At 64.6% G+C, this 19,506-nt stretch carries 28 protein-coding genes; 8 read left to right on the top strand and 20 right to left on the bottom strand.

Annotated elements, in window-relative coordinates:
* Positions 1-34: 34 nt before the first annotated feature.
* The 3 genes from lipA (at position 35) to BSY239_RS21470 (ending at position 2,637) form a co-directional block, all read left to right on the top strand.
* Positions 35-1,048, top strand: coding sequence for a lipoyl synthase (gene lipA / locus BSY239_RS21480; protein WP_069048601.1), 1,014 nt, complete (start codon positions 35-37; stop codon positions 1,046-1,048).
* A 1-nt stretch (position 1,049) separates the two neighbouring features.
* A complete protein-coding gene (locus tag BSY239_RS21475) occupies positions 1,050-1,730 on the top strand; it encodes an AraC family transcriptional regulator (protein WP_069048600.1) in 681 nt (226 codons plus the stop codon).
* A 64-nt stretch (positions 1,731-1,794) separates the two neighbouring features.
* The gene (locus BSY239_RS21470; protein WP_069048599.1) at positions 1,795-2,637 is read left to right on the top strand and encodes a DMT family transporter; all 843 of its coding nucleotides are present in this window, start codon (positions 1,795-1,797) and stop codon (positions 2,635-2,637) included.
* 3 nt (positions 2,638-2,640) lie between these two features.
* Here BSY239_RS21470 and ptsP read toward each other — a convergent pair whose 3' ends face one another.
* The 5 genes from ptsP to BSY239_RS21445 all read right to left on the bottom strand — a co-directional run bounded on the left by ptsP (position 2,641) and on the right by BSY239_RS21445 (position 7,012).
* Positions 2,641-4,392, bottom strand: coding sequence for a phosphoenolpyruvate--protein phosphotransferase (gene ptsP / locus BSY239_RS21465; RefSeq protein ID WP_069048598.1), 1,752 nt, complete (start codon positions 4,390-4,392; stop codon positions 2,641-2,643).
* A 112-nt stretch (positions 4,393-4,504) separates the two neighbouring features.
* Complete coding sequence (locus BSY239_RS21460) at positions 4,505-4,774, bottom strand: HPr family phosphocarrier protein (RefSeq protein WP_069048597.1); 270 nt, start codon at positions 4,772-4,774, stop codon at positions 4,505-4,507.
* Positions 4,743-5,189 carry a PTS sugar transporter subunit IIA gene (locus BSY239_RS21455; RefSeq protein ID WP_069048596.1) on the bottom strand — a complete coding sequence of 149 codons (447 nt, stop codon included), beginning with the start codon at positions 5,187-5,189 and terminating at the stop codon, positions 4,743-4,745. The genes BSY239_RS21460 and BSY239_RS21455 overlap by 32 nt, the downstream gene beginning before the upstream one ends.
* A gap of 9 nt (positions 5,190-5,198) precedes the next feature.
* Entirely contained in the window at positions 5,199-6,464 is a 1,266-nt protein-coding gene (locus BSY239_RS21450) for an MFS transporter (protein ID WP_069048595.1), read from the bottom strand.
* On the bottom strand, positions 6,461-7,012 hold the full coding sequence (locus BSY239_RS21445; RefSeq protein WP_069048594.1) for a hypothetical protein: 552 nt from the start codon (positions 7,010-7,012) through the stop codon (positions 6,461-6,463). Before BSY239_RS21445 ends, BSY239_RS21450 begins: the two co-directional genes overlap by 4 nt.
* Before the next feature lie 66 nt (positions 7,013-7,078).
* Here BSY239_RS21445 and BSY239_RS21440 point away from each other — a divergent pair, with 66 nt between their 5' ends.
* Entirely contained in the window at positions 7,079-8,344 is a 1,266-nt protein-coding gene (locus BSY239_RS21440) for a CaiB/BaiF CoA transferase family protein (RefSeq protein ID WP_069049146.1), read from the top strand.
* 10 nt (positions 8,345-8,354) lie between these two features.
* Positions 8,355-8,765 carry a thioredoxin fold domain-containing protein gene (locus tag BSY239_RS21435; RefSeq protein ID WP_069048593.1) on the top strand — a complete coding sequence of 137 codons (411 nt, stop codon included), beginning with the start codon at positions 8,355-8,357 and terminating at the stop codon, positions 8,763-8,765.
* A 15-nt stretch (positions 8,766-8,780) separates the two neighbouring features.
* Here BSY239_RS21435 and BSY239_RS21430 read toward each other — a convergent pair whose 3' ends face one another.
* Positions 8,781-9,482, bottom strand: a complete 702-nt coding sequence (locus BSY239_RS21430) for a DUF4197 domain-containing protein (RefSeq protein WP_069048592.1) — start codon at positions 9,480-9,482, stop codon at positions 8,781-8,783.
* Between the two features lie 68 nt (positions 9,483-9,550).
* On the opposite strand from BSY239_RS21430, the gene BSY239_RS21425 reads away from it, so the two are divergent.
* The gene (locus tag BSY239_RS21425; RefSeq protein ID WP_069048591.1) at positions 9,551-10,075 is read left to right on the top strand and encodes a TlpA family protein disulfide reductase; all 525 of its coding nucleotides are present in this window, start codon (positions 9,551-9,553) and stop codon (positions 10,073-10,075) included.
* 79 nt (positions 10,076-10,154) lie between these two features.
* Here BSY239_RS21425 and BSY239_RS21420 read toward each other — a convergent pair whose 3' ends face one another.
* Positions 10,155-10,607: a c-type cytochrome gene (locus BSY239_RS21420; protein WP_172823140.1), complete on the bottom strand. Its 453-nt coding sequence runs from the start codon at positions 10,605-10,607 to the stop codon at positions 10,155-10,157.
* A gap of 143 nt (positions 10,608-10,750) precedes the next feature.
* On the opposite strand from BSY239_RS21420, the gene BSY239_RS21415 reads away from it, so the two are divergent.
* A complete protein-coding gene (locus BSY239_RS21415) occupies positions 10,751-11,425 on the top strand; it encodes a cytochrome b/b6 domain-containing protein (protein ID WP_069048589.1) in 675 nt (224 codons plus the stop codon).
* Positions 11,426-11,494: 69 nt separating this feature from the next.
* Positions 11,495-11,992: a GNAT family N-acetyltransferase gene (locus BSY239_RS21410; protein WP_069048588.1), complete on the top strand. Its 498-nt coding sequence runs from the start codon at positions 11,495-11,497 to the stop codon at positions 11,990-11,992.
* A gap of 162 nt (positions 11,993-12,154) precedes the next feature.
* Here BSY239_RS21410 and BSY239_RS21405 read toward each other — a convergent pair whose 3' ends face one another.
* The 13 genes from BSY239_RS21405 to tuf all read right to left on the bottom strand — a co-directional run bounded on the left by BSY239_RS21405 (position 12,155) and on the right by tuf (position 19,410).
* Positions 12,155-12,667: a peroxiredoxin gene (locus tag BSY239_RS21405; protein ID WP_069048587.1), complete on the bottom strand. Its 513-nt coding sequence runs from the start codon at positions 12,665-12,667 to the stop codon at positions 12,155-12,157.
* A gap of 132 nt (positions 12,668-12,799) precedes the next feature.
* Complete coding sequence (gene rpsQ / locus BSY239_RS21400) at positions 12,800-13,069, bottom strand: 30S ribosomal protein S17 (RefSeq protein WP_056266767.1); 270 nt, start codon at positions 13,067-13,069, stop codon at positions 12,800-12,802.
* Between the two features lie 9 nt (positions 13,070-13,078).
* Positions 13,079-13,285, bottom strand: a complete 207-nt coding sequence (gene rpmC, locus BSY239_RS21395; protein WP_056266770.1) for a 50S ribosomal protein L29 — start codon at positions 13,283-13,285, stop codon at positions 13,079-13,081.
* Positions 13,286-13,301: 16 nt separating this feature from the next.
* Positions 13,302-13,718 (bottom strand): 50S ribosomal protein L16, encoded by a 417-nt coding sequence (gene rplP / locus BSY239_RS21390; RefSeq protein ID WP_069048586.1) that lies wholly within the window; start codon positions 13,716-13,718, stop codon positions 13,302-13,304.
* A 2-nt stretch (positions 13,719-13,720) separates the two neighbouring features.
* Positions 13,721-14,599, bottom strand: a complete 879-nt coding sequence (gene rpsC / locus BSY239_RS21385; protein ID WP_069048585.1) for a 30S ribosomal protein S3 — start codon at positions 14,597-14,599, stop codon at positions 13,721-13,723.
* Between the two features lie 15 nt (positions 14,600-14,614).
* Positions 14,615-14,944 (bottom strand): 50S ribosomal protein L22, encoded by a 330-nt coding sequence (gene rplV, locus BSY239_RS21380; protein WP_056266781.1) that lies wholly within the window; start codon positions 14,942-14,944, stop codon positions 14,615-14,617.
* A 9-nt stretch (positions 14,945-14,953) separates the two neighbouring features.
* A complete protein-coding gene (gene rpsS, locus BSY239_RS21375; RefSeq protein ID WP_056266785.1) occupies positions 14,954-15,229 on the bottom strand; it encodes a 30S ribosomal protein S19 in 276 nt (91 codons plus the stop codon).
* Between the two features lie 12 nt (positions 15,230-15,241).
* Positions 15,242-16,066, bottom strand: coding sequence for a 50S ribosomal protein L2 (gene rplB, locus BSY239_RS21370; RefSeq protein ID WP_069048584.1), 825 nt, complete (start codon positions 16,064-16,066; stop codon positions 15,242-15,244).
* 2 nt (positions 16,067-16,068) lie between these two features.
* Complete coding sequence (gene rplW / locus BSY239_RS21365) at positions 16,069-16,383, bottom strand: 50S ribosomal protein L23 (protein WP_056266794.1); 315 nt, start codon at positions 16,381-16,383, stop codon at positions 16,069-16,071.
* Complete coding sequence (gene rplD, locus BSY239_RS21360) at positions 16,380-17,000, bottom strand: 50S ribosomal protein L4 (RefSeq protein WP_056266799.1); 621 nt, start codon at positions 16,998-17,000, stop codon at positions 16,380-16,382. The genes rplW and rplD overlap by 4 nt, the downstream gene beginning before the upstream one ends.
* Positions 17,000-17,671: a 50S ribosomal protein L3 gene (gene rplC / locus BSY239_RS21355; RefSeq protein WP_056266802.1), complete on the bottom strand. Its 672-nt coding sequence runs from the start codon at positions 17,669-17,671 to the stop codon at positions 17,000-17,002. The genes rplD and rplC overlap by 1 nt, the downstream gene beginning before the upstream one ends.
* Before the next feature lie 224 nt (positions 17,672-17,895).
* Positions 17,896-18,210, bottom strand: a complete 315-nt coding sequence (rpsJ, locus tag BSY239_RS21350; RefSeq protein WP_069048583.1) for a 30S ribosomal protein S10 — start codon at positions 18,208-18,210, stop codon at positions 17,896-17,898.
* Positions 18,211-18,219: 9 nt separating this feature from the next.
* Positions 18,220-19,410 (bottom strand): elongation factor Tu, encoded by a 1,191-nt coding sequence (gene tuf, locus BSY239_RS21345; RefSeq protein WP_069048050.1) that lies wholly within the window; start codon positions 19,408-19,410, stop codon positions 18,220-18,222.
* Positions 19,411-19,506: the final 96 nt, after the last annotated feature.

Below are 19,506 nucleotides of genomic sequence, written 5' to 3'. Positions count from 1 at the left end.
AACCCCGACTCCACGCGCCACCCGCGCCGCCGCCATGAACCCGACCGACACCCCTGCTGCCGACTCCACCGTGCGCGAAGCCCAGCCCGCGGCCAGCTACGACGCCACCGCCAAGCAGAAGAGCCAGGCCAAGACTTCACGCATCCCCATCAAGATCGTGCCGGCCGAGGTGCTGAAAAAGCCCGAGTGGATCCGCGTCAAGGCCGGCAGCCCCACCACCCGCTTCTACGAGATCAAGGACATCCTGCGCGCCAACAAGCTGGTGACGGTGTGCGAAGAGGCAAGTTGCCCCAACATCGGCGAGTGCTTCGGCAAGGGCACGGCCACCTTCATGATCATGGGCGACAAGTGCACGCGCCGCTGCCCGTTCTGCGACGTGGGCCATGGCCGTCCCGACCCGCTCGACGTGAACGAGCCCGACAACCTCGCGAAAACAATCGCGCAGCTGCAGCTGAAGTACGTGGTGATCACCAGCGTGGACCGCGATGACCTGCGCGATGGTGGCGCCGGCCATTTCGTGGCCTGCATTGAGAAGACCCGCGCCTTGTCGCCGCAGACGCAGATCGAGGTGCTGGTGCCCGATTTCCGCGGCCGCGACGACCGTGCGCTCGAGATCCTCAAGGCCGCGCCACCCGACGTGATGAACCACAACATGGAAACCGTGCCGCGCCTGTACAAGGAAGCACGCCCGGGTTCCGACTACCAGTTCAGCCTGAACCTGCTCAAGAAGTTCAAGGCGCTGTTCCCCCGCGTGCCGACCAAGAGCGGCCTGATGGTCGGCCTGGGTGAGACCGATGAAGAGATCCTGGCCGTCATGCGCGACATGCGCGCGCACGACATCGACATGCTCACCATCGGCCAGTACCTCGCGCCCAGCGGCCACCACCTGCCGGTGCGCCGCTACGTGCACCCAGACACCTTCAAGATGTTCGAAGCCGAGGCCTACAAGATGGGCTTCACCCACGCCGCCGTGGGCGCCATGGTGCGCAGCTCGTACCACGCGGACCAGCAGGCCCACGGGGTGTTGAACCCGGTTTCGGCAAAGTGACATGCCTGCCGTGCGCGACGTTCTCGGCGTGCGCGAGTACGGCGCCTCGCACGGCAGCCACGACCACGCCCATTTCCAGATCCTGATCGGCCTGGGAGGTGTGCTCGAGCTCGAGCTTGCAGGGCGCGGACAACGCATTGCCGCGGGCGACGGCTGTGTGGTGCCGCCCGGTGAACGCCACGACTTTGAAGCCCGCAACGGCGCGCGCTGCCTGGTGCTCGACAGCCACACCGGCGACTGGGCCCGCGTCGGGTCGGCGCCCGCACCGGCCACGCTCGCTCTGGCACATTACCTCGCACAGGCCTGCACGCAACAGCTGCCACGCGCGCAACAACTCGGCCCGGCGCTGCTGCTCGAAGCCTGGTCGCCCTGCAGCGCACTGCCGCCGGCGCGCCCGCGCCGCGCGATCGACTGGGACACCCTCGCCCACTGGGCACTCGCCGGCGGCCCGCACACGACCGTGGCCGAGCTCGCCGCACGCGTGCACCTGAGTGCAGCGCAACTGGCCGCGCGCTGCCGCGACGAACGCGGGCAAAGCACCCAGCACTGGCTGCGCGATCTCCGGCTGGCGCAAGCGCGCGAGTGGCGCGCGCAAGGCCTGAGCGTGGCCGAGGTGGCGCGCCGCAGCGGCTACCGCTCGCCCTCGGCGCTCACCGCTGCGCAGCGCCGCGCCCGCGGCTGAACACACGCGTCGCGCGACGATGATCCCGCGCCGCGCGACGGCGCGCCGCACTAAGCTCCCCCGAATGAACGCCAACCTCCTCGCCCTGGGCGCGATCGCGCTGTGGGCATCGCTGGCCACCCTCGGGGTGGCTTTGTCGCACGTGCCGCCCTTTTTGCTGACCGGCCTGTCGCTGCTGGTGGGCAGCCTGATCGCGCTGCCGCTCTCGCGGTTTGACCTGCGCCAGTGGCGTGTACCGGCGAGCACGCTGGCGCTGGGTGTCTACGGTCTGTTCGGCTTTCATTTCCTGCTCTTCATTGCGCTGCGCCACGCGCCGCCTGTGCAGGCCAACCTGGTCAACTACCTCTGGCCCCTGGGCATCGTGGTGATGGCGCCGCTGTTCCTGCCGGGTGTCACGCTGCGGGCCAAACACGTGTTCGCTGCCCTGCTGGGCTTTGCGGGCGCGGCGCTGGCCATCCTGGGCGGTGCAGGTGACACCAGCGAAACGGGCTGGGCCTGGGGCTACCTCCCCGCGCTGGCCTCGGCTTTCATCTGGGCCAGTTATTCGCTGCTCACGAAGCGCGTGCGCGCCTTCCCCACCGCCGCCATCGGCAGCTTCGCGCTGCTCTCGGGCGTGCTCTCGCTGCTGTGCCACGCGCTGCTGGAGCCCTCGGTGTCGCTTTCGATCCAGGACCTGTTGCTGATCGCTGTGCTCGGACTGGGTCCGCTCGGTGGCGCGTTCTTTTTGTGGGACGCGGCGCTCAAGCGCGGCGATGCACGGCAGATCGGCGTGCTGAGTTTTCTGACGCCGCTGCTCTCCACGCTGACGTTGCTGCTGGTTCGAGGGGAGGTGCCGAGTCCCGCAATCGGCCTGGCAGCGTTGATGATCGTGGGCGCGGCAGTGATCGCCACGCGCCAGAACAACTGAGGTTCAGTCGGTCATCAACGCAGCAGGGTCTTCCGCCATCAGCACCGTCTGCGCCCAGGTTTGCAGACGCGACGTGTCGCAGCGCAGGATCTGCTGCTTGACCGCCAGGATCTGCGACGGGTGCATGGAAAAACTGCGCAGGCCCAGACCCAGCAGCAGGCGCGTCATGGCCACGTCGCCCGCCATCTCGCCACACACGCTCACGCCCTTGCCTTGCGCCTGGCACTGCGCGATGGTGCTGGCCAGCAGGTGCAGCACGGCGGGGTGCACCGGGTCGTAGAGGTGCGACACGGCTTCGTCCGCGCGATCGATGGCCAGCGTGTACTGGATCAGGTCGTTGGTACCGATCGAGAGAAAGTCGAAGTGCTTGAGGAACAGCGGGATCGTGAGGGCCGCGGCCGGCACCTCGATCATGGCGCCGAGCTTCACCGCGCCTTGCCGCACACCCGCGGCTTCCAGCTGGTCGTGTGCGCGGTTCACCAGAGCGAGCGTCTGGCGGATCTCGCTCGCGTGCGCGAGCATGGGAATGAGCAGGTGCACCGGCCCGTGCGCGGCCGCTCGCAGGATGGCGCGCAACTGCGCCAGAAACATGGCGGGATCGGCCAGGCTCCAGCGGATGGCGCGCAGACCCAGCGCGGGGTTGAGGTGGTCTTCGCCCGCGCGCTGGGCCACGCGGTCCAGCGGCTTGTCGGCACCGACATCGACCGTGCGGATGGTCACCGGCAGGCCCTGCATGCCCTCGACCGCACGCTTGTAGGCCTGGTACTGCTCTTCCTCGTCGGGCAGCTTGCCGTTGCGCCCCATGAACAGGAATTCGCTGCGGAACAGCCCCACGCCCACGGCACCGGCCTTGAGCGCGCCCACCGCGTCTTCGGGTTGTTCGATGTTGGCCAGCAGCTCGATCTTTTGCCCGTCGAGCGTGACGGCAGGCGTGTTCTTCAGGCGCGAGAGGCGTTCGCGTTCGACCTCACCCTGGCGCTGCTTGAAGCCGTACTCGGCCAGCAGGATGGGCGAGGGATCGATCACCACCACGCCGGCATCGCCGTCGATGATGACCCAGTCGTCCTGTTTGATCAGGTGGCTGGCCGAGCGGGCTCCCACCACGGCCGGGATGTCCATGCTGCGCGCGACGATGGCGGTGTGGCTGGTCTTGCCGCCCACGTCGGTGACGAAACCGGCGAACACGCTCTGCTTGAACTGCAGCATGTCGGCGGGTGACAGGTCGTGCGCAATCAGCACCAGCGGCACATCGACCGCGTGGTCCTGCCCGGGCCGTTGTTGGCCCTCGCCCACCGGCGACGCCACGCCACGCATCACGCGCAGGATGCGTTCGACCACCTGCTCCAGATCCGCCTTGCGTTCACGCAGGTAAGGGTCTTCCATTTCGTCGAACTGGCGCGCGATCACCTCGAGTTGGGTGGTCAGCGCCCATTCGGCGTTGTAGTGCCGCTCGACGATCCAGTGCTTCACGCCGTTGGTGAGCTGCTCGTCCTGCAGCAACATGAGGTGCACGTCGAGCAAGGCGGTGAGCTCGGGGTGGGCATCCGATGGCCCCAGGTCGTGCAGGCTGTGCTGAACCTTCAGGATCTCCGCAGCCACCTCGTTGCGCGCATGGCGCAATCGCTCGATTTCGCCCTCGACCTGTTCGGTCTGCACGAAGTAGTGGGCCACATCGATCCGGCTGGACGCCACGATCACCGCCCGCCCGATGGCAATGCCCCGGGAGACGGCGAGGCCGTGGACGCTGAAGCTCATGCCCCCACGCTCCACCGCTGCGCGGGTCGCTGCCCCCCGAGAGGGGGCGTTTCGCTGCCGCGCGGCCCGGCAGCGAAACCGTTGTTGGCGCGCGCAAAGAGGACCTTCACAGTCACTCTCCTTCGCCGAACTTGTCGTTGATGAGTGCGATCAACGCGTCCATCGCCACCTGCTCATCGGGTCCGGTGGTCTCCACCTCGACCGTGCTGCCCAGACCCGCTGCCAGCATCATCACGCCCATGATGCTTTTCGCATTCACACGGCGGTCGCCGCGCGACATCCACACGTCGCTGGCGAAGCTGCCCGCGAGTTTGGTGAGTTTGGCCGAGGCGCGTGCATGCAGCCCCAGCTTATTGCTGATGGTCACGGTGGTCTTGATCATGGGTGGCTCGTCTGGCCTGGTTCTGCGGAGCGGTCACCGCGACTTGAATCACCCCTTGCGTGGCACCGATCATGGCGCGCGAGATCAGCGCGTCCAGCGATTCGTGCCGGTACGACACGGTGCGCAGCAGCATGGGCAGGTTCACGCCGGTGATCAACTTGGAGTTGATGCCGTCGATGAGTTTCTGCGCCACGTTGCACGGCGTAGCGCCGAACACGTCGGTCACCACCAGGGTTTGCGGCAGTTGCATCTGGCGCATGATCGCGCGCGCCTGCGCCAGCGATTCTTCGGGCGGTACGTTGGGTTGGACATCGAGTGCCGCAACAGCATCGGCGCTGTCGGGGAACACATGCATGACGCACTGTCGCAGGGCGGAAGCCAAGGGTGCGTGCGCAATGATGAGGATGCCGTTCATGGACGCAGTTTAGCTGGCCTGCACGCCGGGGCGCCCACGCCAGGCACGCCAGAAAGCGAGGTAGGCGAACACGCAACACACGCCAAAGAAAGCCATGGCGCCGCGGTACCGCACCGGCTCGCTCCAGCCGAACACCGTGAGCGCCTCGATCAGGAGGCCGATGCCCCATTGCACGCCGAACACACCACCGAAGATGGCGAGGTTGTAGGCCGACAGGGCGCGGCCCGCGGCCTCGGGTGGCAAGGCCAGCGCCACGGCGGGCTGCGACAGCGACACGAAGGTGCTGGTCACGCAGAACAGCGCCCACAGCTCCCAGCCCGCGCCGGCTCCCAGCCACACGATGGCACTGAGCACCACAAAGCTGGACGGCAGCCCCCACGCGATCAAACGCTCGGGCCGCAGGCCACGGCGCGCCAGGTGGGGGTTGACCACACCCCAGAGCCAGAAGGTGCAGAGCATGGAGAGGTTGATGCCGAACAGACCGGCAGCCGCCTCTTGCGGCGTGTAGCCCGCCACTTTCACCATCCACGGCCCGGCCCACAGGGTCTGCACCGCGACCATGCCGCCGTAGTTGACAAAGCCGATCGGCAGCATCTGGCGAAAGTAAGGGTTGCGCCAGATGAAGCCATAACCTTTGGACGGTGAGGGCTGACCTTGCGCGAGTGCCGGCGTCTCCTGGCGCCAGCGCGGCACCATGAGCGCGATGCCCACCATCGACAGCGCAATCAAGCCGGCCAACATCCAGAACAGGCCACGCCAGCCGGTGTAGGGCATGAGCCATTGCACCGGCAAGGTGGCGGCCACCATGCCGAGCGAGCCGGTCATGAGCATCCACGAGTTCGCGCGCAGCTGCGTGGCGGGCGTGAGCCAGCGGCGAAAGCCGGTGAGCGGCGCCATCAGGCAGGCGCTCACACCCATGCCGGTGAGCACGCGCGCGGCCAGCAGGCCCGAAAAACTCATGGCCAGCGCAAACGCCATGCAGCCCACCACCGCCACCGCCAGAAACGCCAGGATCACCTTGCGCGGCCCGTGACGGTCCAGCCAGTTGCCCAGTGGCAGCTGGGTCATGGCAAAGCCCAGGAAGTAACCGCCCGCGAGCAGGCCGAGGTCCCCCGCGTTCAGGTCCAGCTCCTGGCTCAGCGTGGGCGAGAGCGTGGCGGTGATGGCGCGCACCAGCGCAGAGAAAAAGTACGCGATGGCGAACGTCAGAAAGACGATGACCGCGGCGCGGGTGCCCAGCGCGTCGCCGCTGGCGTGTGTCGGCGCGTTCGTCATGGCAGCTTCAGGCCGTCAAAGAACGTGGTGCTCACCTCGTTGCTGGCAGTGCCATAGACCGCTGCCTGGAAAACCTGCGCACCGCGCGCGAAATACACCACGCGGGCCTGCACCGGCTGGCCTTGCGGATCGGTGCCTTGCGCCGTGATGCCTTGCACCAGCGAGGCGCCAGCGACGGTCGCGGTCCAGCGGTGGGCCGGGTCGGTGTGCAAGGCCGGGTCCACGCGGATCGCGGCCAGCGAAGCCCGCTGCCAGTCGCTCAGCGTGGCGGGCACCGCGGCGCCATCGGACACGTTGGCCCAGGCCACGGCAAAGGTGAGGCCACTGGCTTTGCAACTGTGCATGTGCAACACCGTAGGCACGCCCCCCAGGGGCACCGTGCGCTCGGCGGTTTCCGCCTTGCACGGCAGCAGCGCCTGCAGCGGCGTGCCCTCGGGCCGCAGCTCGCGCCAGTTGAAGGTGGGATAACAGGCGCTCAGTGTCAGCAAGGACAACGCGGCGAACGGCTTGAAGCGCCGCTTCGCGCGTTCGAAGGGGATTGAAAACATGGAATGGAGATGGGTCCGCCGCCGCGGCGACACCGCGGGCGTGGCGGCCTCACGCACAATGGCAACATGAATGCTCTGGATGGTATCCGCATACTCGATTTGTCCCGCGTGCTCGCAGGCCCCTGGTGCACACAGACGCTGGCCGATCTCGGCGCCGATGTGGTGAAGGTGGAGCGCCCGCCCGGCGACAACCACCCCGGCGGCGACGACACGCGCGGCTGGGGTCCGCCCTTCCTGCGCGGGCGCGATGGCATCGACACGGCCGAAGCCGCCTACTACCTGGGTGCCAACCGCAACAAGCGCTCCATCACCTGCGACATCGCCACACCGGCAGGCCAGGCGCTGATCCGCGAGCTTGCGGCCAAGGCCGACGTGTTCGTGGAGAACTACAAGGTCGGCGACATGGCGCGTTATGGCCTGGACTTTGCGAGCCTGCGCGCCATCAACCCCAAGCTCGTGTACTGCTCCATCACCGGCTTCGGCCAGACCGGGCCGTACAAGGAACGCGCGGGTTATGACTTCGCCATCCAGGCCATGGGCGGCCTCATGAGCGTGACCGGCGAACGCGACGATCTGCCCGGCGGCGGCCCGCAAAAGGTGGGCGTGGCGGTGGCCGATCTGTTCACCGGCCTGTACGCCACGGTGGCCATTCAGGCCGCGCTGCGGCACGCCGAACGCACCGGCGAAGGCCAGCACATCGACATGGCCTTGCTCGACACACAAGTGGCCATGCTCGCCAACCTGGGTGCCAACTACCTGGTGCGCGGACGCGAAGACGGCAAGGTGCCCGGCCGCGCGGGCAACGCCCACGCCAACATCGTGCCCTACCAGGTGTTTGAAGTCGCACCCGACGCACAAGGCCAGGCGCAACACATCATCCTGGCGGTGGGCAACGACGGCCAGTTCGCCAAGTTCTGCGCCGTGGCGGGCCAGCCCGAGCTGTCCGCCGACGCGCGCTTTGCGCAGAACCAGAACCGCGTGCGCCACCGCGCCGTGCTGGTGCCGCTGCTGGAAACCATCCTCAAGTCCCGCAGCAAAGCCGACTGGCTCGCCGCACTGGAAGCCGCCAAGGTGCCCTGCGGCCCGATCAACAGCCTGGCCGAGGTGTTTGCCGACGAACACGTCCTGTCGCGCGGCATGGTGCAGCGCTGGGAGCACCCGCTTTCGGGCGACGTCGATCTGGTCGCCAGCCCGCTCAAGCTCAGCGCCACCCCGGTGCGCAACGACTTGCCGCCGCCACTGCTGGGCCAGCACACGGCCGAGGTGCTGGGCGACTGGCTGGGCAGCACGCCCGAACAACTCGCCGAGCTGCAGCGCAGCGGCGCGGTGTGAAGGACGCGTGATGGTCACCGCAGCGGCCTTGCCCACCCCCGCCTCGCTGCGTGGCGCTGCCCTGGCCGCCGCCGCGCGCGGCGAGCCGCTGGTGGTCATGACCACGCTCAAGGGCTGCGTGTATTGCGAGTTGGTGCGCAACAACTACCTGGCGCCCATGCGGCGCGAAGGCCTGGTGGTGGCGGTGCAGCTCGATGTTCAAGACCGGCAGTCCAATCTGCAGAGCTTCGAAGGCGACACGACTACCCCCGCGGATCAGGCCCGCGCCTGGAAAGCGCGCTTCACACCCACGGTGATGTTCTTCGGACCCGATGGCCAGGAACTGGCCGAGCGCCTGGTGGGCGTGGCCGTGCTGGACTTCTACGGCGAATACCTGGAGGCTCGCCTGACAGAGGCGCGCCGCAAGCTCAAGAAGCGCTGAGCCGTCAGCAGGCGCTCACTTCAGCGCGCCAAACACCTTCTTGAGGATGGCGCTGCCGGTGCCCACCGGGTCTTGGCGGATCTTGCGTTCTTCTTCGCCGATGATGGTGTAGAGGCCATCCAGTGACTTGCCCGTCACGTATTTCTGGATGTTGGCGTCTTCGGATTTCACCAGTCCGATGCCCGCCGCCTTGCCCGCGACCTTGTTGTACTGGTTGGCCAGGCCGACTTTTTCGGTGGCCTTGGTCACCACCGGCAAGAACTTTTCGCCCAGCGGCGAGCGGGTTTTTTCGGCAAAGAACTGCGTCACCGAGTTGTCGCCGCCGCCCAGGATGTTCTTGGCGTCCGTCACGCTCATGGACTTGACCGCGTTCACGAGCAGGTCTTTGCCCATGGGCACGGCCGCCTCGGCCGCTCGGTTCATGCTGGTGACCAACTCGTCGATCCGTTTGCCCTGCCCGGTGAGCTTGAGCAGCCTGGATGCGTCTTCAAGAAAACCGGGCAAGGGAATCCGAACTTTTGGATTGCCCAGGAATCCATCGGTCTTGCCCAGCAAGGCCACGGCCGCCAAGGCGCCCTTCTCAAGCGCCACCTTGATGCCCTGTGTGGCGTCGCGGTCGGTGAGGTCTCCCAGCGACAAGGCCCGCGCCTGCTGGTGGGCCGCGAGGATCAAGAGGCCGATGGCGGCGGTGGACTGGGTAAACTGGCGGCGCTGCATGCGGTGTCTCCTGGATGCTGATGAACGAATGGCGTGGGGCAATGTAGTCCCCGGGAAATGAAAACACAATGACCGAACTTGATCGACCTAGCCGCTTGCGCCGCCGCAGCCTTGCTGTCGCAGCCGCCCTGGGCGCCGCCGCCGTGATGGGCCTCGCCGGCTGTGCCGGTGGCGAAGCCGCGCCCAACTCCACCTTCGTGCTGCTCGATGGGTCCAAGGCCACCACCGCCGATCTCAAGGGCAAGGTGACGCTGGTGAATTTCTGGGCCACCACCTGCGTGTCGTGCGTGAAGGAAATGCCGCAGATCGTGGCCACCTGGCACAAGTACCAGGCACAAGGCTTTGACACCGTGGCCGTGGCCATGGAGTACGACCCACCCAACTGGGTGCTCAATTTTGCGCAGAGCCGCCAGTTGCCCTTCAAGGTCGCGCTCGACAACACGGGCGAGGTGGCGCAGCAGTGGGGCGACGTGAAGCTCACGCCCACCACCTACCTGGTGGACAAACAGGGCCGCATCGTCAAACGTTATGTGGGTGAGCCCGACTTTGCGGCGCTGCACCAGCTCATCGAGAAACTGCTGGCGCAGATCTGAAGGGCAGCGAGCACCTCACAGCAAAAAGCCGGGTTCCAGATCCCGGCTTTTTGCATGGCGGCTCAGGCCGCAAGCGCCCTCAGTCCTTGCGGTAGGCGTCGTGGCAGGCCTTGCAGGTCTGGCCCACGGCACCAAACGCGGTTTTCACGGCGTCGAGGTTGCCCGTCTTGGCGGCAGCGCTCAGCTTGGTGGCCTCGGCCTGGAGCTTGTCGGCGCCTTCCTTGAACTTGGCCTGCTCGGTCCAGATGGCCGGCAGCGCCCGGGTGTCGCCCTTGTCGGTGCCCGGACCAAAACCTTCCCACGGGAGTTTGCTCATGGTCTCGACGATGGCCGAGCTCTCGGCCGCCACCTTGGCATCGAACGGCACGCGGCCGTTGGCCATGGCCCCCACACGCCCGAAATGCGAGGCCATCACGGTGAAGGCCGCTTTGCGGTACTTCACGGCGTCCTCGGGTTTCTGGAACTGGGCGAACGCCGGGGGAGACAAGCTGGTGAACGCAACGGCCATGGCCAACGGGGCGAGAAATTTCATGAACACTCCTGAGCGTGGTTGAATACAAAAGGCAGCCGGGTTGCTGCCTGGGCGTGAGTGTGCCGACATCGTTCAAGTTCCCCTGGAACTGTCGACATGCCCCCCGGCTCCACTCATCTTTGTTGAACTCTGCCCGCTTGACCATGCAAACCATCCGCGTCTGGGACCTGCCCACCCGCCTCTTCCACTGGCTGCTCGCTGCCGCCGTCGTGGGCCTCGTGATCACCGCCAATGTGGGCGGCAACTGGATGAACTGGCACTTGCGACTGGGGTATGCGGTGCTCACGCTGCTGCTGTTCCGCCTGGTCTGGGGTTTTGTGGGCGGGCACTGGTCGCGCTTTGGCAGCTTTCTGTACGCGCCATCCTCGTTGATCGCATACCTGCAAGGACGCGCGAAACTTGAACACCGCGTGGGTCACACGCCACTGGGCGCGTTGTCGGTGTTTGCCCTGCTCTTGGTGTTGCTGACGCAGGTCACCACCGGACTCATGAGCGACGACGAAATCGCTTTCTTCGGCCCCTTGGTCCGCTTCGTCTCGGGCGACACCGTGGCACTGGCCACCAGTTACCACAAGAACGTGGGCAAATTCATCGTGATCGCGCTCGTGGTGCTGCATGTGGCCGCCATCGTCTTCTACAAATGGGTCAAGAAGGACAACCTCGTGCATCCGATGGTGGTGGGCGACAAGCAGATGGCGGCGAGCCACAAGCTGCCGCAGGCGCGCGATTCCATGGCTTCGCGGGCTCTGGCATTGATGGTGCTGGCGGTGTGCGGCGGAGCAGTGGCCTGGCTGGTCCGGTTGGGCAGCGCTTTCTGATCACCTCCACCGACTGGCTGGCCTTATAGTGGCTTTCCTTCGCTTCCCCACGTTCCCACAACCGCCCGCATGAGACCCACCGAGACAGCCGACGTCACACTGCGGCTGGCCCAATTTCCCGACGACCTGGACACGGTCCGGTCCCTGTTTCTCGACTACCAAGCCGACATGGGCATCGACCTGTGCTTTCAGGGATTCGAGAGCGAACTGGCCACTCTGCCGGGCGAATACACGCAGCCAGCGGGCTCGGTATTTGTCGCCCTGGTGGGCGGTGAACCCGCAGGTTGCTGCGCATTTCGCCCACTCACCAACACCGACCACCTCGACGCCTGCGAAATGAAGCGCTTATTTGTGCGCCGTGCGTTTCGGGGCTTCGGTTTGGGCCGTCTGCTGGTGGAGCAGGTCATGTCCGAGGCCCGTCTGGCCGGCTACACCACCATGCTGCTGGACACGCTCAGCGACATGGAGACCGCGCGTGCGCTGTACCAGGAGTCGGGCTTTGTGGAGGTGGCGCCTTACTATCACAACCCGATTCCCGGGGCGCATTACCTCAAGGTGGAACTTTGAAGTCCACACTTTTCATCTCTTGCTGATGTTTCTGCCCGACGGGCCTGGTCACTGGCGAGCAAACTTCACTTCAGGCTCGCGGGGGCGCACAAAGATGCGTGCAAAAAAGCAAAAAGCCGCTGATGTCACCACCAGCGGCTTTTGCTCAGGCTCCACCCGCGTTCAGACGCCAGCTTTGGCCTGGGCCAGCAAGGTGGCCGCGTCGCTAACTTCAAACTTGCCCGGCGCCTCAACGTTCAGCGCCTTCACCACGCCGTCCTTGATCAGCATCGAGTAACGGTTGCTTCGCAATCCCATGCCACGACCCGTCAGGTCCAGCGTGAGACCCGTGGCCTTGGCGAAGTCGGCGCTGCCGTCGGCCAGCATGCGCACCTTGTCGCCCGTCTTCTGGTCACGCGCCCACGCGCCCATCACGAACGCATCGTTCACGCTCAGGCACCAGATCTCGTCCACACCCGCAGCCTTGAAGTCGGCAGCATGCTCCACAAAACCGGGGACATGCTTGGCCGAACAGGTCGGGGTGAAGGCTCCGGGCAGCGCGAACACGGCAATCGTCTTGCCGGCTGCGGCCTTGTGCGCATCCACGGGATTGGGACCGATGCTGCAACCATTGCCTTCGACTTCGCTGTACTCCATCAACGTTGCCGCCGGGATCTTTTCGCCTACCTGAATCATGCTGTGCTCCTCGCGTTTATGGGCTTGTGGGCCGGGGTGTGAGGGATCGGAAAACCGATCCCGGAAAAAGAAAAAGCGACCGGCATTGTCGGTCGCTTTTCAGTTCGGCGCTGCAAGCAGCGTGAATCGCGCTTAAACCAGCTCGGCCTTTTGGACCAGGCGGGTGGCGACCCAGTTTTTCGTCTTCGACAACGGACGGCTCTCGGTGATCTCGATCGTGTCGCCGGTCTTGTACTCGCCCTTTTCGTCATGGGCGTGGTACTTGCTCGACTTGGCCACGATCTTGTCGTAGAGCTCGTGCTTCACACGGCGCTCGACCAGGACCGTCACGGTCTTGGTGCGCTTGTCACTGACGACCTTGCCGATCAAGGTGCGCTTGAGGGATGTTTTAGCTTCCGTCATGGTCACTCCTTATTTGGCAGAAGCCGCGGTGCGCTGCTTCTCGGCCAAGATGGTCTTGGCACGAGCAATGGCGCGGCGGGTGTCGCCCAGCACGGCGTTGTTGTTGAGTTGTTGCGTGGCTTTTTGCATGCGCAGACCGAAGTGGGCCTTTTGCAGCGATTTCACTTCGGCTTCGAGGCCGGCCACATCCTTTTGGCGCAGTTCAGCAGTTTTCATCTTGTGTTCTCCTGAATCACTGACCCAACAAGCGCGTCACGAACGTGGTGCGCAGGGGAAGTTTGGCGGCGGCCAGCTGGAACGCCTCACGGGCCAGCTCTTCTGGCACACCGACGATCTCGTACAGCACCTTGCCGGGCTGGATCTCGGCCACGTAGTACTCCACGGAACCCTTGCCGTTGCCCATGCGGACTTCGGCTGGCTTCTGGGAGATCGGCTTGTCCGGGAACACACGGATCCAGATGCGGCCGCCACGCTTGACGTGACGGGAAATCGCGCGACGCGCGGCTTCGATCTGGCGGGCCGTGAGGCGACCGCGGTCGGTGGACTTCAGACCGAAGTCACCAAACGCGACGGTGGCACCACTGGTGGCGACACCGGTATTGCGGCCTTTTTGTTCCTTGCGGAATTTGCGGCGAGCAGGTTGCAACATGTTTATTCTCCTTTGCCGTCCGCAGCTGCAGATGCGGGCGCGGCGTCTTTGCGAACGCGCTTAACGGCGGGTTTGGTTTCGGTACCGGTCGTGGCTTCGGCAGGCTTGTCGCTGCCATCGGCTGGAGCGGCGTTGGCACCGGGGCGACGAACCGCAGCGCGGGCAGGAGGACCTGCTGGACGCTCACGGCGCGGACCACGGGGGCGGCGCTCTTCTTCGGCACGGGGCTCGGCGGCCACGGGCGCATCGTTGCGGCCCAGGGTGTCGCCCTTGTAGACCCAGACCTTGACACCGATGATGCCGTAGGTGGTCTTGGCTTCGGACGTGCCGTAGTCGATGTCGGCGCGCAGGGTGTGAAGCGGCACGCGACCTTCGCGGTACCACTCGCAACGTGCGATCTCGATGCCGTTCAGGCGGCCCGACGACATGATCTTGATGCCCTGTGCGCCCAGGCGCATCGCGTTCTGCATGGCGCGTTTCATGGCGCGGCGGAACATGATGCGTTTTTCGAGCTGCTGCGTGATGCTGTCGGCGATCAGCTTGGCATCGATCTCGGGCTTGCGCACTTCTTCGATGTTGACCGCAACCGGCACGCCCAACTTGGCGGCCAGCTCTTTCTTCAGCTTCTCGATGTCTTCGCCTTTCTTGCCGATCACCACGCCCGGACGTGCCGAGTAAATGGTGATGCGGGCGTTCTTGGCGGGACGCTCGATGACGACGCGCGAGACGGCGGCGTTCTTCAGCTTGCCCTTGAGGTACTCACGCACCTTGATGTCTTCGGCCAGCATGCCGGCGAAGTCACGGTTGCTCGCGTACCAGCGGCTGGCCCAGTTGCGCGAAATGGCGAGGCGGAACCCGGTGGGGTTGATTTTTTGTCCCATATTCCTGTGACCTCTTCAGTTGCCAACCGTCACGTAGATGTGACACGTGGGTTTGCTGATGCGGTTGCCGCGGCCTTTGGCGCGGGCCGAGAAGCGCTTGAGCGTCGTGCCTTGTTCGACGTAGATGGTCGTGACCTTCAGTTCGTCGATATCGGCGCCGTCGTTGTGTTCAGCATTGGCGATGGCGGACTCAAGAGCTTTCTTGACGATGCCAGCGGCCTTCTTCTGCGTGAACGCCAGGATGTTGAGGGCCTGGTCGACCTTTTTGCCGCGAATCAGGTCGGCAACCAGTCGGCCTTTGTCGACCGAGAGGCGAACGCCTCGAACGATTGAACGGGTTTCCATGGTTGTTCCTTACTTCTTCGCTTTTTTGTCGGCCGGATGGCCCTTGAACGTCCGCGTCAGCGAGAACTCGCCGAGCTTGTGTCCAACCATCTGGTCGGTGATGTACACGGGCACGTGCTGCTTGCCGTTGTGCACGGCAATGGTCAGGCCGATGAAATCGGGCAGGATCATCGAGCGACGCGACCAGGTCTTGACGGGCTTTTTGTCCTTGGTGGACACGGCCTTCTCGACTTTGGCCATCAGGTGATGGTCAACGAAAGGGCCTTTTTTGAGTGAACGAGTCATGTTGTCAACCCTTTACTTCTTGCGACGCGAGACGATCATCGACTGCGTGCGGCGGTTGTTGCGGGTGCGGTAGCCCTTGGTCAGGTTGCCCCACGGATCCACCGGAGCGCGGCCTTCGCCGGTCTTGCCTTCACCACCACCGTGCGGGTGGTCGATCGGGTTCATCGCAGTACCGCGAACGGTCGGGCGGATGCCCATGTGACGCTTGACACCGGCCTTGCCCAACTGGCGCAGGCTGTGTTCCTGGTTGGACACCTCGCCGATGGTGGCGCGGCAATCCACGTGGACCTTGCGGACCTCGCCGGAGCGCATGCGGACCTGGGCGTAGATGCCTTCGCGAGCCAGCAGCACGGCCGAGGCGCCAGCGGAACGGGCGATTTGTGCGCCCTTGCCAACTTGCAACTCGATGCAGTGGATGGTCGAACCGACCGGGATGTTGCGGATCGGCAGGGTGTTGCCCACGCGGATTGGCGACTCCGAGCCGGACAGGAGCGTTGCGCCCACTTCAACGCCACGGGGGGCGATGATGTAGCGGCGCTCGCCGTCGGCGTAGCACACCAGCGCGATGTGCGCCGTGCGGTTCGGGTCGTACTCGATGCGCTCGACCTTGGCCGGAATGCCGTCCTTGTTGCGACGGAAGTCAACAACGCGGTAGTGGTGCTTGTGACCACCGCCCTTGTGGCGGGTGGTGATGTGACCGTTGTTGTTGCGGCCGGCTTTCTGGAACTGGGGTTCCAGCAGCGGCGCAAAACCTTCACCTTTGTGAAGGTGGTCACGCGTGACCTTCACCATGCCGCGACGGCCTGGTGAGGTGGGTTTCATCTTGATGACTGCCATGATTAAACGCCCTCCCCGCCGAAGTTCAGCTCTTGACCCGGCATGAGGGTCACATACGCCTTGCGAACGTGGTCGCGACGACCCACCGTTTTGCCGAAGCGTTTGGCCTTGCCTTTTTGGTTGAGCACGGACACACCCTTGACCTGGACCTTGAACATCAGTTCAACAGCGGCCTTGATCTCGGGCTTGGAAGCATCGCGCAACACCTTGAACATCACGGCGTTGGTCTGCTCGGCAACTTGGGTGGCCTTCTCGGACACGATGGGTGCCACGAGGACCTGCATCAAGCGGCCTTCGTCGTATTTTGTGACGCTCATGCGAACATCTCCTTGAGCTGGTCGATCGCCGCCTTGGTGACGATGACCTTCTTGTAATGCACCAGCGACAGCGGATCGGCGTAACGCGGCTCGACCACCAGCACGTTGGGCAGGTTGCGCGAGGCGAGGTACAGGTTCTCGTCGACTTCTTCGGCGATCACCAGAACCGATTGCAGGTTCATGGCCTTGAACTTGTCGGCCAGCTGCTTGGTCTTGGGCGAGTCCACTTTCATGGAGTCGACCACGGCCAGACGGCCTTCGCGCACCAGCTGCGAGAAGATGGACGCCATGCCGGCGCGGTACATCTTCTTGTTGATCTTCTGGGTGAAGTTCTCGTCGGGGCTGTTCGGGAAAATCCGACCACCGCCACGCCACAGGGGCGAAGACGTCATACCGGCGCGGGCGCGGCCCGTGCCTTTTTGCTTGAACGGCTTCTTGGTCGAGTGCTTGACCATCTGACGGTCTTTTTGTGCACGCGTGCCTTGACGGGCGTTTGCCTGGTAGGCCACCACGAGTTGGTGGATCAGGGCTTCGTTGTAATCGCGACCAAACACGGTCTCAGGCACGTCCACGTTGGACGACGACTGACCCTGGTCGTTCAGGAGTTCAACTTGCATCAGTTTGCTCCCTTGGATTTGGCCTTGATGGCAGGACGCACGGTCAGGAAACCGCCGTTCGAGCCGGGCACAGCGCCACGGATCATGAGCAGCTGACGGGCTTCGTCCACGCGCACGATGTCGAGGTTCTGAATGGTTTTGGTGTCATCGCCCATGTGTCCGGTCATCTTTTTGCCCGGAAACACGCGACCCGGATCCTGGGCCATGGAGATGGAACCTGGCACGTTGTGCGAACGGCTGTTGCCGTGCGACGCGCGCTGGGATTTGAAGTTGTGGCGCTTGATGGTGCCGGCGAAGCCTTTACCGATCGAGGTGCCTTGCACGTCCACCTTCTGGCCCACCGCGAAGATCGCGTTGGGGGCGACCACGGCACCGGGTTGGTACTGGGCAGCAACGTCAGAAGCGACGCGGAATTCCTGGATGATTTCGCCTGCTTCGACACCGGCCTTGGCCAGATGGCCAGCTTCGGGCTTGGTCACGCGGGAAGCACGACGGGCACCAAAGGTGACCTGCAGCGCATCGTAGCCATCATGGGCCAGGGTTTTGACCTGTGTCACACGGTTGTTCGACACATCGACCACCGTGACAGGAACTGCGTCCCCGTCATCGGTGAACAGACGCATCATGCCCACCTTGCGACCCAACAACCCGAGGGAGTTGCTAAGACTCATTGTTTTCTCCGTTCCCGACTTCAATTGGCCGGGGCTGATGGTGCATCGACTCTCCCCGAAGGGCGTCGACACGTTTTAAAAATACGACCTGCATCATTGACAGACCGCATCGGCAAAGCCGAACTCTCCGGACCGAAATCCGGAAAAGCCTGCCAGTATAACCAGCAGGCCTTGTTTGTGCAAGCCAGCCAGCGCACGAAGCGCCGACCGGCTTGGAGCCGCAATTACTGCAGCTTGATTTCGACGTCCACGCCAGCGGGCAGGTCGAGCTTCATCAGGGCGTCAACTGTCTTGTCGGTCGGGTCCACGATGTCCATCAGACGCTGGTGCGTGCGGATTTCGAGCTGGTCGCGGCTGGTCTTGTTGACGTGGGGCGAACGCAGGATGTCGAAGCGGCGCATGCGGGTCGGCAGGGGCACGGGGCCCTTGACGATCGCACCGGTGCGCTTGGCCGTGTCCACGATCTCGGCGGCCGAGCTGTCGATCAGTTTGTAGTCAAACGCCTTCAGGCGGATGCGGATTTTCTGCTTGGTAGACATGTCCGCTCCTTACGCGATGATTTTGGCAACGACGCCGGCGCCAACGGTACGACCGCCTTCGCGGATGGCGAAGCGCAGGCCTTCTTCCATGGCGATGGGGTTGATCAGCTTGACCGTGATCGACACGTTGTCACCGGGCATGACCATTTCCTTGCCTTCGGGCAGCTCGATCGAGCCGGTCACGTCGGTCGTGCGGAAGTAGAACTGCGGGCGGTAGTTGTTGAAGAACGGCGTGTGACGGCCACCTTCGTCTTTGGACAGCACGTAGATCTCGCCGGTGAAGTGCGTGTGCGGCTTGATCGAGCCGGGCTTGCACAGCACCTGGCCGCGCTGCACGTCTTCGCGCTTGGTGCCGCGCAGCAGGATACCGACGTTGTCGCCAGCCTGGCCCTGGTCCAGCAGCTTGCGGAACATTTCCACGCCGGTGCAGGTGGTCTTCTGGGTGTCGGAGATACCGACGATCTCGATCTCTTCGCCGACCTTGACGATACCGCGCTCGATACGGCCGGTCACCACGGTGCCGCGGCCCGAGATGGAGAACACGTCTTCCACGGGCATCAGGAACGCGCCGTCAACGGCACGGTCGGGCGTGGGGATGTAGGTGTCCAGCGCATCGGCCAGCTTCATGATGGCTTCTTCGCCCAGCGGGCCCTTGTCGCCTTCCAGGGCGAGCTTGGCCGAGCCGTGGATGATGGGGGTGGCGTCGCCGGGGAAGTCGTACTTGTCCAGCAGCTCGCGCACTTCCATCTCGACCAGCTCGAGCAACTCGGCGTCGTCGACCATGTCGCACTTGTTCAGGAACACGATGATGTAAGGCACGCCCACCTGGCGGGCCAGCAGGATGTGCTCGCGGGTCTGGGGCATGGGGCCGTCAGCGGCCGAGCACACCAGCACGGCGCCGTCCATCTGGGCGGCTCCGGTGATCATGTTCTTCACATAGTCGGCGTGGCCGGGGCAGTCCACGTGGGCGTAGTGGCGGTTGGCCGTTTCGTATTCCACGTGCGCGGTGTTGATCGTGATGCCGCGGGCCTTCTCTTCGGGCGCTGCGTCGATCTGGTCGTAGGCCTTGGCGGCACCGCCAAACTTGGCCGCCAGCACGGTCGTGATCGCCGCCGTCAGCGTGGTCTTGCCGTGGTCAACGTGACCAATGGTGCCAACGTTGACGTGCGGCTTGGTCCGCTCAAATTTCTCTTTTGCCATTTTTCAATTCCTAAAGAACAAAACCCGTGTCACGGTTTAAGGTCTGCATCACACTGCTGGTTCGCCCCGCACGGGGACAGGGCGGCGCGTGATCGC

The sequence above is a fragment of the Hydrogenophaga sp. RAC07 genome (assembly GCF_001713375.1).
Lineage (GTDB): Bacteria > Pseudomonadota > Gammaproteobacteria > Burkholderiales > Burkholderiaceae_C > Hydrogenophaga.
The sequence above is the reverse complement of the archived record's forward strand: the minus strand, read 5'-3'. Positions and strand labels throughout refer to the sequence as shown.

Excerpts from the sequence above, each read along its gene's own strand:
- rplD (WP_056266799.1), bottom strand. The coding sequence starts at position 17,000 with ATGCAAGTTGAACTCCTGAACGACCAGGGTCAGTCGTCGTCCAACGTG.
- rplC (WP_056266802.1), bottom strand. The coding sequence starts at position 17,671 with ATGAGTCTTAGCAACTCCCTCGGGTTGTTGGGTCGCAAGGTGGGCATG.
- rplV (WP_056266781.1), bottom strand. The coding sequence starts at position 14,944 with ATGGAAACCCGTTCAATCGTTCGAGGCGTTCGCCTCTCGGTCGACAAA.
- ptsP (WP_069048598.1), bottom strand. The coding sequence starts at position 4,392 with ATGAGCTTCAGCGTCCACGGCCTCGCCGTCTCCCGGGGCATTGCCATC.
- BSY239_RS21455 (WP_069048596.1), bottom strand. The coding sequence starts at position 5,189 with ATGAACGGCATCCTCATCATTGCGCACGCACCCTTGGCTTCCGCCCTG.
- BSY239_RS21445 (WP_069048594.1), bottom strand. The coding sequence starts at position 7,012 with ATGTTTTCAATCCCCTTCGAACGCGCGAAGCGGCGCTTCAAGCCGTTC.
- BSY239_RS21475 (WP_069048600.1), top strand. The coding sequence starts at position 1,050 with ATGCCTGCCGTGCGCGACGTTCTCGGCGTGCGCGAGTACGGCGCCTCG.
- rpsC (WP_069048585.1), bottom strand. The coding sequence starts at position 14,599 with ATGGGACAAAAAATCAACCCCACCGGGTTCCGCCTCGCCATTTCGCGC.
- rpsQ (WP_056266767.1), bottom strand. The coding sequence starts at position 13,069 with ATGACGGAAGCTAAAACATCCCTCAAGCGCACCTTGATCGGCAAGGTC.
- rpsS (WP_056266785.1), bottom strand. The coding sequence starts at position 15,229 with ATGACTCGTTCACTCAAAAAAGGCCCTTTCGTTGACCATCACCTGATG.
- BSY239_RS21440 (WP_069049146.1), top strand. The coding sequence starts at position 7,079 with ATGAATGCTCTGGATGGTATCCGCATACTCGATTTGTCCCGCGTGCTC.
- rplW (WP_056266794.1), bottom strand. The coding sequence starts at position 16,383 with ATGAGCGTCACAAAATACGACGAAGGCCGCTTGATGCAGGTCCTCGTG.
- BSY239_RS21470 (WP_069048599.1), top strand. The coding sequence starts at position 1,795 with ATGAACGCCAACCTCCTCGCCCTGGGCGCGATCGCGCTGTGGGCATCG.
- BSY239_RS21450 (WP_069048595.1), bottom strand. The coding sequence starts at position 6,464 with ATGACGAACGCGCCGACACACGCCAGCGGCGACGCGCTGGGCACCCGC.
- BSY239_RS21460 (WP_069048597.1), bottom strand. The coding sequence starts at position 4,774 with ATGATCAAGACCACCGTGACCATCAGCAATAAGCTGGGGCTGCATGCA.
- rplP (WP_069048586.1), bottom strand. The coding sequence starts at position 13,718 with ATGTTGCAACCTGCTCGCCGCAAATTCCGCAAGGAACAAAAAGGCCGC.
- BSY239_RS21405 (WP_069048587.1), bottom strand. The coding sequence starts at position 12,667 with ATGATTCAGGTAGGCGAAAAGATCCCGGCGGCAACGTTGATGGAGTAC.
- rpmC (WP_056266770.1), bottom strand. The coding sequence starts at position 13,285 with ATGAAAACTGCTGAACTGCGCCAAAAGGATGTGGCCGGCCTCGAAGCC.
- BSY239_RS21420 (WP_172823140.1), bottom strand. The coding sequence starts at position 10,607 with ATGAAATTTCTCGCCCCGTTGGCCATGGCCGTTGCGTTCACCAGCTTG.
- lipA (WP_069048601.1), top strand. The coding sequence starts at position 35 with ATGAACCCGACCGACACCCCTGCTGCCGACTCCACCGTGCGCGAAGCC.
- BSY239_RS21415 (WP_069048589.1), top strand. The coding sequence starts at position 10,751 with ATGCAAACCATCCGCGTCTGGGACCTGCCCACCCGCCTCTTCCACTGG.
- BSY239_RS21425 (WP_069048591.1), top strand. The coding sequence starts at position 9,551 with ATGACCGAACTTGATCGACCTAGCCGCTTGCGCCGCCGCAGCCTTGCT.
- rplB (WP_069048584.1), bottom strand. The coding sequence starts at position 16,066 with ATGGCAGTCATCAAGATGAAACCCACCTCACCAGGCCGTCGCGGCATG.
- rpsJ (WP_069048583.1), bottom strand. The coding sequence starts at position 18,210 with ATGTCTACCAAGCAGAAAATCCGCATCCGCCTGAAGGCGTTTGACTAC.
- BSY239_RS21430 (WP_069048592.1), bottom strand. The coding sequence starts at position 9,482 with ATGCAGCGCCGCCAGTTTACCCAGTCCACCGCCGCCATCGGCCTCTTG.
- BSY239_RS21435 (WP_069048593.1), top strand. The coding sequence starts at position 8,355 with ATGGTCACCGCAGCGGCCTTGCCCACCCCCGCCTCGCTGCGTGGCGCT.
- BSY239_RS21410 (WP_069048588.1), top strand. The coding sequence starts at position 11,495 with ATGAGACCCACCGAGACAGCCGACGTCACACTGCGGCTGGCCCAATTT.
- tuf (WP_069048050.1), bottom strand. The coding sequence starts at position 19,410 with ATGGCAAAAGAGAAATTTGAGCGGACCAAGCCGCACGTCAACGTTGGC.